This window comes from Myxococcus sp. XM-1-1-1, assembly GCF_020037095.1.
GTDB lineage: Bacteria > Myxococcota > Myxococcia > Myxococcales > Myxococcaceae > Myxococcus > Myxococcus fulvus.
Genome location: NZ_JAIQDH010000014.1, coordinates 58,773 through 76,282, shown reverse-complemented (window position 1 = coordinate 76,282; position 17,510 = coordinate 58,773). Strand labels below are relative to the sequence as shown.

13 protein-coding genes are annotated in these 17,510 nt (G+C 68.8%); 12 read left to right on the top strand and 1 reads right to left on the bottom strand.

Features of this window, described 5'->3' with window-relative positions:
* The first annotated feature begins 189 nt into the window (after positions 1 to 189).
* The 8 genes from K8640_RS25195 to K8640_RS42920 all read left to right on the top strand — a co-directional run bounded on the left by K8640_RS25195 (position 190) and on the right by K8640_RS42920 (position 9,738).
* Positions 190 to 600, top strand: a complete 411-nt coding sequence (locus K8640_RS25195) for a hypothetical protein (RefSeq protein ID WP_223749391.1) — start codon at positions 190 to 192, stop codon at positions 598 to 600.
* Between the two features lie 251 nt (positions 601 to 851).
* Positions 852 to 2,336 carry a CoA-acylating methylmalonate-semialdehyde dehydrogenase gene (gene mmsA, locus K8640_RS25190; protein WP_223749390.1) on the top strand — a complete coding sequence of 495 codons (1,485 nt, stop codon included), beginning with the start codon at positions 852 to 854 and terminating at the stop codon, positions 2,334 to 2,336.
* A gap of 49 nt (positions 2,337 to 2,385) precedes the next feature.
* Positions 2,386 to 3,639: a GTP cyclohydrolase II gene (locus K8640_RS25185; protein ID WP_223749389.1), complete on the top strand. Its 1,254-nt coding sequence runs from the start codon at positions 2,386 to 2,388 to the stop codon at positions 3,637 to 3,639.
* Positions 3,632 to 4,843 (top strand): URC4/urg3 family protein, encoded by a 1,212-nt coding sequence (locus tag K8640_RS25180; protein ID WP_223749388.1) that lies wholly within the window; start codon positions 3,632 to 3,634, stop codon positions 4,841 to 4,843. Before K8640_RS25185 ends, K8640_RS25180 begins: the two co-directional genes overlap by 8 nt.
* Before the next feature lie 31 nt (positions 4,844 to 4,874).
* A complete protein-coding gene (gene upp, locus K8640_RS25175; protein WP_141329226.1) occupies positions 4,875 to 5,513 on the top strand; it encodes a uracil phosphoribosyltransferase in 639 nt (212 codons plus the stop codon).
* 164 nt (positions 5,514 to 5,677) lie between these two features.
* Entirely contained in the window at positions 5,678 to 6,952 is a 1,275-nt protein-coding gene (locus tag K8640_RS25170; protein WP_223749387.1) for a DUF4215 domain-containing protein, read from the top strand.
* 420 nt (positions 6,953 to 7,372) lie between these two features.
* Complete coding sequence (locus tag K8640_RS25165; protein WP_223749386.1) at positions 7,373 to 7,927, top strand: MXAN_0125 family MYXO-CTERM protein; 555 nt, start codon at positions 7,373 to 7,375, stop codon at positions 7,925 to 7,927.
* 377 nt (positions 7,928 to 8,304) lie between these two features.
* The gene (locus K8640_RS42920) at positions 8,305 to 9,738 is read left to right on the top strand and encodes an EGF domain-containing protein (protein WP_305070679.1); all 1,434 of its coding nucleotides are present in this window, start codon (positions 8,305 to 8,307) and stop codon (positions 9,736 to 9,738) included.
* Positions 9,739 to 9,964: 226 nt separating this feature from the next.
* On the opposite strand, the gene K8640_RS25150 is transcribed toward K8640_RS42920, so the two are convergent.
* Entirely contained in the window at positions 9,965 to 10,276 is a 312-nt protein-coding gene (locus K8640_RS25150) for a helix-turn-helix transcriptional regulator (protein WP_223749385.1), read from the bottom strand.
* Between the two features lie 391 nt (positions 10,277 to 10,667).
* Between K8640_RS25150 and K8640_RS25145 the strand changes: the two genes are divergently transcribed.
* The 4 genes from K8640_RS25145 to K8640_RS25130 all read left to right on the top strand — a co-directional run bounded on the left by K8640_RS25145 (position 10,668) and on the right by K8640_RS25130 (position 17,405).
* Complete coding sequence (locus K8640_RS25145; protein WP_223749384.1) at positions 10,668 to 11,180, top strand: hypothetical protein; 513 nt, start codon at positions 10,668 to 10,670, stop codon at positions 11,178 to 11,180.
* A 138-nt stretch (positions 11,181 to 11,318) separates the two neighbouring features.
* A complete protein-coding gene (locus tag K8640_RS25140) occupies positions 11,319 to 12,677 on the top strand; it encodes a CapA family protein (RefSeq protein ID WP_223749383.1) in 1,359 nt (452 codons plus the stop codon).
* 153 nt (positions 12,678 to 12,830) lie between these two features.
* Positions 12,831 to 15,095, top strand: a complete 2,265-nt coding sequence (locus tag K8640_RS25135; RefSeq protein WP_223749382.1) for a membrane dipeptidase — start codon at positions 12,831 to 12,833, stop codon at positions 15,093 to 15,095.
* Positions 15,096 to 15,296: 201 nt separating this feature from the next.
* Positions 15,297 to 17,405, top strand: coding sequence for a putative metal-binding motif-containing protein (locus tag K8640_RS25130; RefSeq protein WP_223749381.1), 2,109 nt, complete (start codon positions 15,297 to 15,299; stop codon positions 17,403 to 17,405).
* Positions 17,406 to 17,510 lie beyond the last annotated feature (105 nt).

Below are 17,510 nucleotides of genomic sequence, written 5' to 3'. Positions count from 1 at the left end.
GGCTGCTCCAGGACAGACGCGCCGACCGGGCGCGAGGTGTCCGCCGGGACCTCGTGCCCTCGGGTGAGGTCGGAGCACAGGCCGCGATGTGGGAAGGTCGCACCTGCGCGAAGGTCCCTCCAAGACCCCACGTCGACGGCGCCCAGGTCCTTGTGCCCACGCGAGGGAAGGCGCGAGCCTGGGTGGGCCATGTCCATCCGCAAGGACTACGTCGAGCGTCTCATCGAGCAGTTCGCCGCCGCGCTGGCGCGACTGCTCAAGGCCCGCCACGAGAAGCGCTTCGCCGACGCGGCGGCGCTCATCCGCTCGACGGCGCTCGACACGTTGGGGATGGAGTACGCGGCCCTGCTGATGGTGGACGCCGCGTCCACCGCGCGCCTGCTGGGCGACCCGCTGCGCGTGAAGGTGCTCGCGCGACTGGTGGCCGAGGACGGCGAGCTGCACCTGGAGCAGGGCGACTCCCAGAGGGCCACCGAGCGCTTCGAGTACGCGCTCGCGCTGTATGCCGAGGCGCGCCGCCTGGGCCTCCCCCATGACGCGGAGGACTCCGCCGTCCTCACCCGCCTGCGTGCGTGGTTGGGTCCCGGCGCGAGCGCTTGAAAGACAACACTGTCGCCTGAGTCCGCCCGCACCCGTCAATGAATGACGCGGCGCGGCCCATGACGCCATGCATTGAAGACCCCATGGGATGCCTTTGCGGGAGGCGGTCCTCTTCCCGACAGGTGGAGTGCTGGGGTGCAGGACAGTCGCCCGGCATTCTGGCGGGCGGCCCCGGGGGTGGGTTGCGGTGATGTCTGTGTTCGCGGCTACGATGAAGCGCACGTCCTCGTTGCCATGTCTGGGGTGTGCGCTTGTCGTTCGTCGAGCTTCCCGAGAGCGTCGTTCCGTGTCGAAACCTGGTGGGAGGCGAGTGGCTGCTGCCGCCGGGCGCGACGCTGCTGGATGTCCGCAGCCCCTACACCGGCACCGTCATCGGCCGGGTTCCCCTCACGCCCGCGGACGGTGTCGCGCAGGCGGTGGAGGCCGCGCGTCCCGCCGCCGCGCTGTGGAGGAGCCTCTCCCCGCGCGAGCGCACCCAGCCCCTGTTCCGCTTCCGGAGCCTGCTGGAGCGGGAGCTGGACCGGCTGTCGAACCTCGCCGCGAGCGAGGCGGGCAAGACGGTGGCGGAGGCGCGCGCCGGCGTGCTCAAGGGCCTGGAGGTGTGCGAGTTCGCGCTGTCCCTGCAGAACCTGGACAGCGGCGCGCACCTGGAGGTGAGCCGGGGCGTCACGTGTGAGCTGCGCCGCGAGCCCTTGGGCATCGTCGCGGGCATCACCCCGTTCAACTTCCCGGCGATGGTGCCCATGTGGCTGTTCCCCATCGCGGTGACGCTGGGCAACGCCTTCATCCTCAAGCCGTCGGAGAAGGTGCCCCTCACCGCGTGCGCGCTGGGCGAACTGATGCGCGAGGCGGGCTATCCCCCCGGCGTCTTCTCCGTCGTGCACGGCGGGCGCGAGACGGTGGACGCGCTGGTGGAGCACCCGGACGTCAAGGCGCTGGCCTTCGTGGGCTCGTCGGCCGTGGCGCGGCAGCTCTACGCGCGCGGAGGTGAGCGCGGCAAGCGCGTGCTCGCGCTGGGCGGCGCGAAGAACCACCTCATCGTCGCGCCGGACGCGGACCCGGACCTCACCGCGCAGGCCGTGGTGGACTCGTTCACCGGCTGCGCGGGCCAGCGCTGCATGGCGGGCAGCGTGCTCCTGGCGGTGGGCGACCTCGAGCCCTTGCTCCAGGACATCGCCCGGCGCGCCGCCCGGCTCGAGGTGGGCCCCGGCATGGGCGCCATCATCGACAAGGGCGCGGTGGAGCGGCTGGAGGCGGCCATCGCCCGCGCGGCGTCCGAGGGCGCGCGCCTCACGCTGGACGGGCGCGGCAAGCGTCCGGCGGGCGAGCAGTGGGCCGGCGGCAACTGGCTGGGCCCGTCCATCCTGGACCACGTGCGCCCGGACATGGAGGCCGCCAGGCGCGAGCTGTTCGGCCCGGTGCTGTCCATCATCCGCGTGCCCACGCTGTCGGCGGCGCTCGCGGTGGAGAACGCGTCCACCTACGGCAACGCCGCGTCCATCTTCACCACCAGCGGCGCGGTGGCGCAGGCGGCGGTGGAGGGCGTGCGCGCGGGCATGGTGGGCGTCAACGTGGGCGTGCCCGTCCCGCGCGAGCCGTTCTCCTTCGGCGGCACCGGCGAGTCGCGCTTCGGCCACGGCGACATCACCGGCGTCTCCAGCCTCGACTTCTGGACGCAGCTCAAGAAGGTCACCCGCAAGTGGTCGGCTCGCACCGACGGCTCGTGGATGAGCTGAGCGTTCCTCCCGCACGAGCTCCAGTCGCGCCCGCAAGGAGGGCGCTCCCATGGCAGACAAGAAGCCCGTCAACTCCATCCGTCTCACCTCCCATCCGGATGGCGACACGCCCAGCGTGCCCATCCGCTGGGGCGAGGTGGATCCGCTGCGCCGGGGGCCCGTGGTGGCCACGCTCACCGAGCCCGGCCACCGCAACGTCATCGGCACGCACGCGGGCTCCTACGCCGTCTACCGCGCGCTCGCCGTGGCCGCGGGCATGCTGCCGCAGGACCACCGCGCGGACCTGAAGGACACCTCGCCCGCCGCGGAGATTGGGCCCCATCCGTCCTGGAGCAACCCCGACCGCATCGTCTCCCTGGACCCGTGGGGCGCGGTGGCGCCGCAGGCCTTCCGCCCCTTCTACGAGCAGGGCGTCGACTTCCGTCCCACCATCGCCGTCACCCGCGCGCACATCAACCTGCCGGAGCTGCGCGACGCGGTGGAGGCGGGCCGGCTGGTCCCGGACGGGGACCTGCTCACCGCCAACGGCGACATCAAGGTGGTGAAGGCCGCGGTGGACCCGGTGTGGCACCTGCCGGGAATCGCTCGGCGCTTCGGCCTGACGGAGAGCGCGCTGCGCCGCGGCCTCTTCGAGCAGACGGGCGGCATGTTCCCGGAGCTGATTACCCGCCCGGACCTGCACGTCTTCCTGCCGCCCATCGGCGGGCTCACGCTGTATGCCTTCGGTGACATCCGCTCGGTGGCGAACAAGGACATCCCGCTGGCGGTGCGCGTGCATGACGAGTGCAACGGCTCGGACGTGTTCGGCAGCGACATCTGCACCTGCCGGCCGTACCTGGCGCACGGCATCGAGGAGTGCGTGCGCACGTCGCAGGCGGGCGGCGCGGGCATCATCGTCTACCTGCGCAAGGAGGGCCGCGCGCTGGGCGAGGTGACCAAGTTCCTGGTCTACAACGCGCGCAAGCGCCAGGAGGGCGGCGACTCCGCGGCCACGTACTTCCACCGCACCGAGTGCGTGGCGGGCGTGCAGGACATGCGCTTCCAGGAGCTGATGCCGGACGTGCTCCACTGGCTGGGCATCACCCGCATCCACCGCTTCGTGTCGATGAGCGACATGAAGCACGACGCCATCGTCCGCTCGGGCATCGAAATCCTCGAGCGCGTGCCCATCCCCGAGGAGCTCATCCCCGCCGACGCGAAGGTGGAGATGGAGGCGAAGAAGGCGGCGGGCTACTTCACCAAGGGCCCCGTGGCGGACGCGGCGGGACTTGCGCAGGTGAAGGGACGGGGCCTCGATGTCTGAGCGGCCCGTGGCGAGGACGGACGTGTCCCCGGCCGTCGCGTGGCTGCGCACCCCCGCGGCCATCCGCGAGCGCTGCCATCAGCTGCTGGACCTGGGGCTCGCCGGGAAGCTCACGCACTTCCGCGTGGAGCCCTCGCGACTGCCGGCCGTGGTGGACACGGTGCTGGCCGTCACGCGCGAGGCGTACCCCACGCTGGACATCCCGCTGCACAGCCGCTGGCGTCACTTCGACGCGGGCGGCGTCAAGCGCGTGGAGGAGCTGGAGGCGCGGCTGAAGGGCGTGTCCCCCGAGGAGCGCGCGCGGGCGAAGCTGGACCTGGCCGTGGTGAGCGTGCTGCTGGACGCGGGCAGCGGCCCGAAGTGGCGCTACCGCGAGCAGGGCGGCGGCACGTGGGCGCGCTCGGAAGGCCTGGCGGTGGCCAGCTTCCGCATGTTCATGGACGGCGTCTTCTCCTCGGACCCGGACCGGCCGCTGCGGGCGGACTCGGAGGCGCTGAGCCGGCTGTCGCTCGACGCGCTCGCGCAAGGGCTCCAGGTCACCGGGGCGAACCCGCTGGACGGGCTCGAGGGCCGGCTGCACCTGATGCACGGCCTGGGGCGCGTGCTGCCCAGGCCCGGGACGCTGTTCGACCTGGTGGTGGCGCAGGGGCGCAGCGTGCGCGCCTCGGAGCTGTTGGGGCACGTGCTGGAGCAGCTGGGCCCCATCTGGCCGGGGCGGGTGATGGTGGACGCGGTCAACCTGGGCGACGTGTGGCCGCACTCGGCGCTGGGCCCGGTGGAGGGCGTGGACGCGCTGGTGCCCTTCCACAAGCTGTCCCAGTGGCTGACGTACTCGCTGGTGGAGCCGCTGGAGGAGGCGGGGCTCCGCGTGTTGGAGCTGGACGGGCTCACCGGCCTGCCCGAGTACCGCAACGGCGGCCTCTTCGTGGACCTGGGCGTGCTGGTGCCCCGGGACGCGCGGCTGACCCGCGAGGCCCTGCACCCGAGCGAGGAGCCCATCGTCGAGTGGCGCGCGCTGACGGTGGCGCTGTTGGACCGGGTGGCGGCGCTGGTGCGCGGCCGGCTGGGGCTGAGCGCGGAGGAGCTGCCCCTGGGCAAGGTGCTGCAGGGAGGCACGTGGACGGCGGGGCGCAAGGTGGCCGCCGAGGCGCGCCCCGGCGGTGTGCCGCCCATCCGCGTGGACAGCGACGGAACGGTGTTCTGACAACCCGCAGATTCGACGAGGGAGGGACGCAATGGAGTTCCCCAACTGCACCGTGGTGGACCATCCACTGGTGAAGCACAAGCTGACGATGATGCGGCGCACGGAGACGAGCACCGCGACCTTCCGCTCGCTGCTCCAGGAGATTTCGCTGCTCCTGGCGTACGAGGCGCTGCGCGACCTGAAGGTCCGCGACGAGGACATCCAGACGCCCATGGCGCCCATGCGCGCGCCGATGCTGGAGGGCAAGAAGCTGGTGCTCGTCGCCATCATGCGCGCGGGCCAGGGCATCCTCGACGGCATGCTCCAACTGGTGCCCTCCGCGCGCGTGGGCCACATCGGCCTGTACCGCGACCCGGAGACGCTGACGCCGGTGGAGTACTACTACCGCGTGCCCGGGCAGCTGGCGGACCGCGACGTGGTGGTGTGTGACCCGATGCTCGCCACGGGCAACTCCGCGGTGGCGGCGCTCCAGCGCGTCAAGCGCAGCAAGCCCGGCTCCCTGCGCTTCGTGTGCCTGTTGGCCTGTCCGGAGGGCCTGGCCAACCTGCGCGAGCACCACCCGGACGTGCACGTCTACACCGCCGCGGTGGACGAGAAGCTCAACGAGCACGGCTACATCCTCCCGGGCCTGGGCGACGCGGGCGACCGGCTCTTCGGCACCAAGACGTGACGTGCGCCAATGCCTGTCATGGATGACCCCGGGTTCTTCTTGAACTCAGGGGCGTCCGTGTCTGGGATTGTCGCGCCCTCGACGTCCCGAATAGCCTCGCATCCCTCCTGGGGGCCGTGAGCCCATCCCGGGCTCCAGCCCGCCTCGGGGGGACGAGGGACACGATGATGCGCGGACGATGCGGCTGGGGCTGGGTGGCGCTGGCATGTCTGGTGGGCGCCTGTGACGTCGAGCAGCCGGTGGACGAAGCGCCGCGGGAGGAGGTCTCGCGGGCGGCCCTGGCCCCGCCGGAGCCGAACCACGCGGACGCGGTGGCCGTCTCGGGCACGTCGTCGTCGGTGCTGAACCCGGGCGCGGCGGTGGGCCCGCCGGACGGCATCGCCGCGACGCTGCCCATGGACACCACGGCGGGGCTGATGCTGGACCTGGGCGAGGGGCAGGAGGCGACGGGGATGCTGACCGTCTACTACCGGGGCCCTCGCGAGGTGTCGTCGCAGTCGACGGTGCTGTTCCTGGCGGTGGACGGCAGCTACCTGTACGGGAGCACGCTGTACGTGGTGCCGCGGGGTGAGGGCACCTTCGAGTGGACCGTGTGGAACGGGCAGACCATCCCCTATCGCTATGTGCTGCTGCGCGGGGCGGCCGAGGCGCCCATCCTGGTGGACGCGGTGCGGGGCCTGCGCAACCCGGTGTGTGGCGACGGCGTCATCGACGGCTCCGAGGAGCGCTGTGACGACGGCAACCAGAGCTCCGGAGATGGCTGCAGCAGCGTCTGCTGGCCGGAGGCCGGCTATACCTGCTCGGGCGAGCCGAGCGTCTGCGCGGACGTGGACGAGTGCGCCCTGGGCACGGACACCTGCGCGCCGGAGCAGGTCTGCGTCAACACGCCGGGCGGCTTCCAGTGCCAGACGCCCGCGTGCCTGCCGCCGAACCTCCCGTGTGGCTCGGCCTGCGTGGACCCGAGCAGCTCGAGCGAGCACTGCGGCGGCTGCGGGAATGCCTGTGGTGGGGGCGCGGCCTGTCAGGCGGGCGCGTGCGTGGGCACGTCGCTCCTGCAGATTTCAGCGACCTGGAGCCGGCCCGGAGACGCGGACCTGTATGTCCGCACGCCGGGCGACAAGCTCATCCACTACAACAACCGCGGACCGGACGCGCAGACCGAGTACGGCGAGCTGGACCGGGACGAGGTGACGGGCACCGGCCCGGAGAGCGTCTTCTGGGCGAATGGCCGGATTCCGCCCGTGGGCGGCTACCGCGTCTGTTTGATGGCGGTGGGCTTCTCTCCCCAGCCGAGCCCCTCGAATCCCGTGGGCTACACCGTCCGCGTCCGACGCGCGGGCAGGCCGGAGGTCGTCTACACCGGCGCGCTCACGCAGCTGCCCTCCACCTGGGGCTGCGACTGGGGCGACCCCGCGGTGGCGTCCTTCGGCATCCCCTGAGGCTGTCGCCCCGCGGGGGCGCCGGGCCGGGCATGGTGAGTGTTGGCCATGTCCCAGCCCGGGCTTCGCTCGAGCAGGGCGCGCAGGCGTTGTCGGCGCACCCCTCCGCGAACGAGGTGGAGGATGGGACCACCGTCGCCGTGCGCAACCCGGACGCCGCCCTGGGCGCCCCCGCCGGCCTCGTCCGAGTGCACCGAGGACAGCGAGGCCCGCATCCGGGACCTTCACCTGGTCTGCCTCGCCGTGACGTGAGGTGCCTGGGCTCGCCCGAGGACCACCGGGCGGTCCCTCGCCGAGTCAGGGGACACGGTGTCTGGGTGGAGAAGGTTGCCCTGGGCAACGATGTCTGGCTCCGCTCCCTGTCAGGGGCCAGGATGCGTGCCCGCGCAGGGGCCGACATTCGAGGCGGAGGTATCGAGGATGCGAACGACGTTCATTCCCCGGGGCCTGTCCATGCGGCTGGGGTGGGTGTTGGCGACGGCGGTGGTGGGTTCGGCGGGGCCGGCCCGGGCCGAGAGCGAGCCGTGTGACTGCGTCACCGAGCGACAGAGCGTGGTGTCGGAGAAGCCGTGCCTCATCATCTCCACCTACGCCACGTGCGGCACCAGCCGGGTCCGCAACGCGTGTGACGAGCCCGTGACGCTGGTGGGCTGGCCGCTGGCGGGCTGCGAGGGCGCGACGGTGTGCGACGAGGAGCTCCTGCCGAACGAGGAGGCCTCCTTCTACTTCGCCAACGACCAGCGCGCGGACCCGCTCCAGAAGGGGCAGGTCGAGGAGCGCTTCGAGGAGGAGCACTACGTCGTCTCCGTGGACGGCCAGGAGCACGACGTCGTGGTCTCCGCGAACGTGGCCTGTGTGTCGCGGGACACGCCGTCGGGCGGCTGTTCCTCCACGTCCACGGGCGGAGGGCTGCTGCTCGGAGGCGTGCTGGCCCTCCTGGGCGCGGTGCTCCGCCGGCGCCGCGTCGCGCGCTGAGCCGGTTTCGTGTCTGTCTTTGATTGAGGGGAGAGGTCCACCTGGGTGGGGTCTCCGGGTGGACCCGTGGGTCTGGCGCGAACCCCATCATCGTGTTTCGAGAAACATGTGTCTGCCGTGTTCTCGAAAAGAGAGACATGGTGGGTGTTCGTGTCTCGGAACGTGACGTGGGGGCGAGGGGTGTGTCGACTGTCTTTCGCCAGGGCGGGGTGTGGCGGCTGGCATGTCCGCTCGCGCACGGCGCGGGGGGCTGCTCGCGGAAAATCGCCGCAAGAAAAAGCCGTCGTGCGTTTCTTGGAGTGAGACGGAAGTCCCCACCGTCATCTCCCTGCACGCGGGCTTTTCCGTCCAGCCAGACGAGCGGAATGGAGCAGAACATGAAGGTCAATCGTGGTGTCTCGGCGTCGCGCTGGTTGAGCGCGGTGTTCGCATTCGTCGTGGGTGGTTGTGGCGTCGCGCTCGAGGAGGACACGTTCCCGACGGAGGATGTGGTGACACGGGAGCAGGCCCTGGCCCCAAACTACGCGAACGCGGTGGTCCAGAGTGGCGTCACGCTGGTGGCCAATCCGCAGAACGCGGTGGGGGCGCCGGATGGGCAGACGGCGAACTTCCTGAGCCTGTTGGGCGGCGCGCTGACGCTGGACATGGGGCAGGGTGAGGAGGGCACGGGGCCCTTGCGCATCTACTACCGGGGGTTGTCGCTGGGGGTGGTGGTGCAGGTGGAGTTCCGGCGCGCGGACATGAGCGTCATCGCCACGGGGCAGGCGCAGCTGCTCGACGTGGGCGTGGGGACGCACTCCGCGCTGGTGCCGTACCTCCAGCCTGCTGCCTACCGTTACGTGACGCTGCGTGGCGCGTTGCTGTCGCTGTACCAGGTGGACGCGGTGGAGGCGACGGGGGGCGCGACGGGCGGGATGTGTGGGGACGGGATGGTGGGGACGGGCGAGCAGTGTGATGACGGAGGCCGGGTGGCGGGCGATGGCTGTGGCGCCACGTGCCAGGTGGAGCCGGGCTACACGTGTCAGGGCCAGCCGAGCGTGTGTCACGACGTGAACGAGTGCACCAACGGCACGGCGCAGTGCTCGCCGAACGCGTACTGCACGAACACGCCGGGCAGCTACACGTGTACGTGCCGGCCGGGCTACACGGGCAATGGCTTCACGTGTGTGGACATCGACGAGTGCGCGCTGGGGACGGACAACTGTGGGCCGGGTGAGCAGTGTGTGAACACGCCGGGGGGCTTCCAGTGCAATCCGCCGAGCTGTCCGTCGCCGAGGGTCCAGTGCGGCCAGGTGTGCACGGACTTGTCCTCGGACCCGAACAACTGCGGCTGCTGCGGCAACGTCTGTGGGGCGGGGAAGACGTGCTCGTCGGGGGTGTGCGTGGGGGGTGGCGGTGGTGGTGGTGAGCCGCTGCGGTTCACGGCGACGTGGGGGCGGGACGGCGACGCGGACCTGGTGGTGAGGACGCCGACGGGGAAGATTGTCTCGTATGGGAACCCGGGGCCTGGGCCGAGCACGGACCAGGGGCGGTTCGAGGGGGACGTGGCGAGCGGGATGGGGCCGGAGAACGTGGCCTGGTACGAGGGGACGATGCCGCCGGCGGGGACGTACGACGTGTGCCTGAAGGCGGCCAACTTCCACCCGGCGGCGAGTGAGGCGACGCCGGTGCACTACTCGGTGACGGTGAAGCGGGCCGGGCAGGCGGACCAGGTCTTCACGGGGGCGCTGAAGCGCCAGGACGTCGGCGACGAGTGCCACCCGAAGCACCATGCCTACGTCGGGTCCATCGTGGTCGCGGGCTCGCACTGAGCGGGTGACACTACTTCCGGCGCGTGGGCACGGTGCCTGCGCGCTGGAGGGGCTCAGGGGGTGTACTCGAAGCCCTCGTAGTCGAAGGCGCGGGAGATGGCGTTCAGGTCGGCCTCCGTGCCTCCACACTCCGTCACCACGGCGCGCCACCGCGTGGACACGGTGGTCTTCATCTGGGTGATGAGTCGGCTCGCTTCGTCACGGGACAGATGGGGCGGGAAGGGATTCAGAAATCGTCGTCCAGCCGGCTGGATGCACGAGCCCGCGTGGGCTGGCGAGCGGCTTCGAGTGTCTTGCCTTCCTCGTCCCGGTCAGGGGATGCGAGATTCACGAACTCACGCTCGAGCCCCAGGGCCCACAACACCACGAAGTAGGCGCTGATAGCGGTGGTGGGGCTTCCCTCTTCGAGGCGCTTGAGAGTGCCGAGTGCGAGCCCCGTCTTCTTCGCGAGGTCTGCTTGCTTCATGCCTCGACGAAGCCGGGCGCGCCTGATGTTCGCTCCCAGGGCGATCACCGAACGGGCCACGGCGAAAGGCATCGTCTCCTGGGTCAGATTCTGGCGAGGCATGATTTTGGGCCGCTGATTTCAGTTCGGGTGGAACCAGTCTAGGAGCTTTCGGCGCGGGTTTTCATCAATCTATTGAGTATAATCCGGGTTTGTGGTCAATAGATTGGCTTCGCCAGCGCGCCTGCCCGCTGAGCGGCACAAAGCCGAAACGCTGGGACGGACGAACTCTGTCTCTTGCGAGGCGAGGACTTCTGATGAGTCGCACCTTCCTCCAGGGGGGATGTTCAGCGTGAGACCCGTGGACGGCCCGCAGCGCGGAGAGATGCGGCCGCGCTGCCGGATTGATGGGATTGCGGTGCGAGACGCGCCTAGGACCGTCAGGCCCGTTCTCTCCGGACGGGCCTGACGGGAGTCGATGCACATGCGCGCGAATCGTGGCCTGTGGATGTGTTTGTTGTCGGTGGTCCTCCTCTCGACGTCCGCGCGAGCGCAGCTCGTGCAGCTCACGTGTCCGGGCACGGAGGCGACGCACTACGAGCCGGGCGTCACGCAGACGCCCCGGACCGTGACCTTCACGGGGCAATCCACGCTGGGCCCGTGCGTGGGACTCCCGCTGGGCGTCATCTCCGCGAGCATCCAGGTGGTGGGCTCGGGGGTGCTGAGCTGTTCGCTGGGGTCGTCGACCTTCTCGATGCGCATCGACTGGAATGATGGAACGTGGAGCAAGGTCGAAGGCACGTCACTCATCAACGCCCGGCCTGCGGGAGAGATGGTCATCGTGCTCACAGGCAAGGTGAAGGAAGGGCGCTTCCTGGATGCGACGGTGGTGCGCACGCTGACGCTGCTTCAGACGGACCTGACGGCGTGCTGGACCCCCGAGGGCGTCACGGATGTCGCGGGCGTGGTGACGTTGACCGTCACCAAGCTGCTCTGACGAGGCGCGGGTGACACTCGCCGAGTCGGAATGGACTTCCTCTCATCCTCCAAGAGAGACACGGGATGAAACACCGCGCCGAGCCGGTGGGTGGGGGGGATTCCGCGCGGGTGGTGGGGCTGGACTAAGCTGTCGGGCGTGCCTTCGCCTGTCTTGTTGTTGGTCCCCATGCTGTTCGCCACCGCGCCCACCCACGTCGAGCTCGTGTTCGGCGGGGATGTGATTCCGCATGGGGAGGTGAAGACGGTGGCGCGGCTGCACGCGCGCAACGGCGCCGAGCCTCCCGGGGGGGGGCCCGCGCCGTCGCTCAACAACGACGGCTGGGACCACGTCTTCGGCCCCATCGCGGACGTGCTGCGCACCGCGGACATCGGCGTCTTGAACCTGGAGACGCCCGTCACGGACAACAAGAAGGCGGTGACGCGCGAGCTGCTCTTCAACGCGCCGTCCTCCATGGCCCGCGCGATGGCGCGCGCCGGCGTGAAGGTGGTGTCCACGGGGAACAACCACGCCAGGGACCAGCTCCCCACGGGCCTGGTGGAGACGCTGCGGCACCTGGATGCGGTGGGCCTGCGTCACACGGGGACGGGCGCGACGAGGGACGCCGCGTGGGAGCCCGTCTTCATGGACGTGCGAGGCATGAAGGTGGGCTTCCTGTCCTTCACGCGCTGGCTCAACGGCTTCAGCAACCCGAAGGAGGCCGAGGCGCCGCACGTGGCCTTCGTGCCCTACCCGCAGCACCGCTTCCACCGGGGCCTGACGACGGACGAGGTGACGCAGAAGGTGCGCGAGCTCTCGGCGCGCTGTGACGCGCTCATCGTCCTGGTGCATTGGGGCGTCGAGTACGCGGACAGCCCGCACCCGGACGACCGCAAGCTGGGGCAGGCGCTGCTGGACGCGGGGGCGCTGGCCGTCGTGGGGCATCATCCCCACGTGCTCCAGCCGCTGGAGGGCTACACCACCGCGGACGGACGGCGAGGGCTCATCGCGTTCTCGCTCGGCAACCTGGTGGCGAACCAGGACCGCTTCTATCTCCACGCGCCCAAACCGAAGAAGGGCGTGGCGGGCGACAAGCGAGACTCCATGCTGCTGCGAGTCTCCCTGACGCGTCCGAGCCCCAAGGCGCCGGTGGTGCTGGGCGACGTCGCGGTGCTGCCGGTGTGGATTGAGAACAACGCCGTGGGCCGCAAGCGCAAGGAGACGCGCAACATCCAGCCGGTGCTCATCGACCGGGAGCTGGAGGCGGTGACCGAGCGCCTGGCGACGCTGGCCGCGCGGCCCGCACCGCAGGACCAGGAGACGAAGGAGGAGTGCGCGGAGCTCGAGCGTCGGCTGGATGGCTCCCGTCATCGCCGGGAGCGAATCCTCCGAATGCTGCCCGAGGGCTTCGCCGTCGCCTCCCCCGCGCTGCGCCAGCGCGCCACCGCGTACGTCCCACCGGCGTACGTGCCGCCCGTGTATGCGCCCACCGTGGTGGCGGAGCCCGCGGGCCCCTGAATCGCGACGCGGTGCATCAGCGTTGCGTCAGTCACGGCATGGCGCCGACTGGCTTGAAGTCAGGGTGGGAGGTGTCGCTAAGTGGGGGTTTCCACCTGAAGGGAGTCCCCCATGTCCCGTCCGCGTCTGCTGCGATGGTGTACCACCTTGGTCATGGCATCCGCGTTGTCCTGCGTGCCCGTCGAGGAGGGCGAGAGCCCCCAGGCGCTCGCCGAGGTTGAAACAGAGAAGACGGCGAGGCTGGCAGGCGTGCCGGGCTTCGCGGAGCTGCACCACCACATGTTCGCCGAGGAGGCGTTTGGTGGCGGTTGGTTCCACGGCACGGTGACGGACGCGCTCACGCGGTGTGACGGAGGGTGGCCGGAGAGCGACCACGCGCGGGTGCGGATGGACTTGAGCCACCTGCTGAACCTGTGTCCGAACTCGAGCAACATCGACCTGCGCGGGGTGCCGGTGTTGTCGCAGCTGTTCGGCGTGGCGGGCGCGGTGGGCTCGGAGTTCCTGGGCAAGATTGAGGGCACGCAGGGCGACACGGGCCTGCACGACGGGCGGCGCAACCCGAACAGCGAGTGGCCGCGCTGGGACACGATTGCGCACCAGCAGTCGTGGGAGGGGTGGCTGCGCCAGGCGCACCAGGGCGGCATGTCGCTGGTGGTGGTGTCGGCGGTGAGCAACGGCTTCCTGTGTGACGCGCTGCCGCCGCAGAACCGCACGCGGGCGTGCGACGAGATGACGGACGTGGAGGTGCAGCTGCAGAAGGCGCGCGACTTCGCGGCGACGCGGGACTGGGTGGACCTGGCGCTGACGCCGGCGGACGCTCGGCGCATCATCGGCGAGGGGAAGCTGGCGATGGTGCTGTCCATCGAGACGAGCAAGCTGTTCGGCGCGAAGGACTGGCGGGCGGAGCTGGAGCGCTTCCACGGGTTGGGGGTGCGCACGTTGCAGCCGGTGCACCAGCTGGACAACCGGTTCGGTGGTGCGGCGCCGCACAACGCCATCTTCCAGGCGGCGCAGTTCCTGGAGAACTGTCACATCGACTCGGACTGTGGGCTGACGGTGGGCGGGAAGACGTTGGGGTTCGACGTGGATGGGAACTGCAAGAACACGAAGGGCCTGACGGGGGAGGGGCGGGCGCTGGTGCAGGCGATGATGGACAAGGGGATGCTCATCGACCTGGCGCACCTGTCGGAGAAGGGCATCCAGGATGCGTACTCGGTGGCGGAGACGAACAAGTACTACCCGCTGTACGTGAGCCACGGACACTTCCGCGAGGTGATGAACGGGAAGCTGGCGGAGAACGAGAAGACGACGCCGGCGTGGGTGGTGCAGATGTTGCGGCGCACGGGCGGCATGTTCGGTCTGCGCACGGCGCATGACGAGACGCGGACGTATACGAAGTCCGGCGTGGAGAACAACTGCCAGGGGTCGACGCGCTCGTTCGCGCAGGCGTACGAGTTCGGCCGGCAGGGGTTGAAGGTGCCCATGGCGTTCGGCGCGGACTTCAACGGGTTCATCCAGCAGACGCGGCCGCGGTTTGGAGAGAACGGGGCGTGCTCGGCGGGGTTCGAGGCGGAGGCGGACGCGCAGGCGCGTCAGCAGGAGCTGCAGGGGCCTGGGCGGTTGGGGACGGCGTTCGACGAGGCGGGTCTGGCGCACGTGGGGTTGTTGCCGGACATGGTGAAGGACCTGAGGAACCTGGGGGTGAACACGGCGGGGCTGACGGGCTCGTCGGAGACGTTCATCCGGATGTGGGAGCGGGCGTCGTTGCCGCGGGTGGGGATGGCGGACCCGGCGAACGACATCGACACGTCGGGGGTGGCGGCGTGGGTGAAGCCGGAGGACCGGGAGGCGGCGTATCCGACGGTGTGTGGGAAGCACTACGCGCCGGACAGCAAGGACATGAACGAGCAGTGCCGGTTCGACGACGAGTGCCTGACAGAGCAGTGCTCGTCGGTGGTGTGCAGCCTCATCAAGGGCCGGTGTGTGTGCAACGGGGACGAGGACTGTGGCGGGGTGGGGTACTGCCAGAAGGATACGCCGGGGAATCCGGCGGACAACGACTGTGTGCCGAAGAAGGCGGACTGGGTGTCGTGCAGTCGGGATGGGCAGTGCCAGTCGGGGGCGTGTGGCGGGTGTGCGAACGCGGTGGGGTGGTGCTTCACGCCGGACTCGAAGGGGTACGGGGAGACGTGCAAGTCGGATAGGGAGTGCAGGACGGACCGTTGCAGTGCGGACTGTTACCTGAATCCGACGGGCAGTTGCCTGTGCGACAGCGACTCGCACTGTGGTGCGACCCAGTACTGTGGCTGGGGGTTGAACTCGGGCAAGTGCCAGAACAAGAAGGGCCGAGGGGCGGCCTGTGGGTCCGGCCGCGAGTGCCTGTCGGGCACGTGTCGGTGGTCCTTCACGTGTAAGTAGGCGAGAGCCTTGGGGATGCTGGGGGCCGAGGGGCCCCTGGTGTCCCTGGGTGCGGGGATGTGGCGCTCGGAGCCTTGGAATGCTGGGTGGAGGGGGAGCCAGGACGGCAGGGTGGGACTTTTGCCGGGAGGCTGACGGCAAGGGGGCGTGGAGTACGAGGAGAGCGCCAGGGGGCGGAGGGGTGCGGTAGAGTGCGGACCCATGCGTCGCATAGCCCTATTCCTGTTCCCGTTGCTGCTCCTCGCGTGCTCCAAAGATAAGGAGCAGGCGGGACAGCAGGTCATCATCAAGTACACCAAGGGGTTCCACAAAGGCTGTTTCAGAATCCAGGCCGAGGATCTTGCCGATTCCAGCCGGACGCTTGTGGCGCCTCCTGTCGCTCCCAGGGCGGACCGGGATGACGAGGACGGAGGCCCCTTCGTGAATGTTGCGATACTCCAGAAGGAGGGGTGGAGTAATCGCATCCAGGTGACGGTCTCGGTGCACGAGGAGCCGTGCGACCAGAACGGCAAGCTGGTGGATACGAAGAGCGAACCATTGACCTTGCCTGGAGAAGGCGTCTCTCCGAATCCGTTCGTGATGCAGTTCAATACGCCTGATCAAGATGATGATGGCTTCTTGCCCATCGCGAGCGGCGGGACTGACTGCGAAGACCGTGACCGGGAACAGAACATCAAGTTTGCCGAGGTCTGCGACGACAAGGACAACAATTGTGACGGCACCGAGGACGAGGGCTTTGACAAGAAGTGGTATCTGGACGAAGACGGTGACGGCGTGCCGCGTGGGCCTGATTTCGTCTCGTCATGCACCTCTCCTGGTGAGAAGTACAAACACCACGTCGAGGGGCAACGGTTCGACTGCAAGGATACCGGGGCGGACGCGGAGAAGATGTTCCCTGGCAACCCGGAGACGTGTGACGATGTCGATAACGATTGTGACGACATCGTCGACAACGGGTTCGCGCCTCGGGGCGTGACTTGCAACCCTGAGTGCCAGGGGTTGACTGTCTGCTCGGGTGATGGCACGGCGGTCGTTTGTAGTAAGGAGCCTGGGCGTTACTACCATCCAGACCGGGATGGTGATGGGCAGGGAGCGAAGGGCTCTGCGCGTATTTTGAAGTGTGGAACGGAGCCAGCGGATCCAGGGACCGTGCCTAATGACAATGATTGTGATGACGCGGATGTCGCTGCTCGGGCGGGGCTGGCTGAGGTGTGCGACGCCATCGACAATGATTGTGATGGGACCGTGGACAACACGGCGCAGGCGTGTGGAGGCACGCTGAAGAACGTGGAGAGCTACTTCGTGACCTTGGCTGGTCATCATTGGAAGACCGTGTCGGTAGGCGCGAACGGTCATGTCTGGGTCGCGGGAGACGGCGGCAAGTTGGCCTTGCGTAGGCCAGGTGAGCAGAAGTTCGAGAGCTTCAGTTACTATTCAAATGCCCCGGCACCTCCGTCGGACGGCAGCCTTGTTCTCAATGAGAACAACTGTCAAAATAAGAACTGGACAGCTTCCTGGGTGAACGCCAATGGCGTGGTATTCCTGGGAGGTGATGGTGGCACTGTGGCCATCCACCCAGGTGCTCGCGGGACCGCCGCGTACGATTGTGTGCCAGCAGAGACGCCTGGACAGAGCAGAATCACGGGGATGATAGGGTTTGAGGGAGATGCGAACGGGCCGATCATCTATCTGGCCGACTCCTCAGCGCGACTGTACCGGTGGCGCCCGAGTCTTCCCGTCGCAGAGCGATTCACGGAATTGAACAACGGGGATTTCGCCTACTATGGGGTGCATGCTCTGGCACCAGAGTTCGTTCTTGCTGTAGGAGGAACGACAACGGGGGGCACCGTCCAGAAGTTTTACTCTCACAATGTGCAACTCCAGAATCAGACCTCTGCCGCCAACCCGCACACAGTCAATCCCGATAACGTCAATGGCAATGCCCGAGCTGTATGGATGGGGTCTGCCACGAGCGCTTGTGCGGTGGGCGACAATGCTGCGGTGTGGCGCTGGGATGGTGGGACGACCTGGAACAAAGTGGATGGGCCTGCTGGAGTCGCAGGTCGCTTCAGCGGGGTGGTGATGCGCAATGATGCGCAGAGCCTGCTGACAGGCCAGTGCTACATTGTGGGCGGAGACAACTCTTCTCGGTCCAAGGTCCACCGATTGACGACATACGGCTGGGCCAAGCCCCTCGAAATCCAGTCATCCACAGCGAACGTGGCCCTCAACGACCTCGCCATCACGGCGACTGGAGAAATCTGGATCGTCGGTGAGGACGGTCGCGTCTTCCACTACCCGGAGCCGTAGCCGCTGCCCGAAGTACCTAGCCATGCTCTGGCGCGTTGTCTGGAGCATGGCCTGTTGGGGTGTGGATGACCCTGTCCTGACTTTTGGGATTTGCAGGTCTGGGTT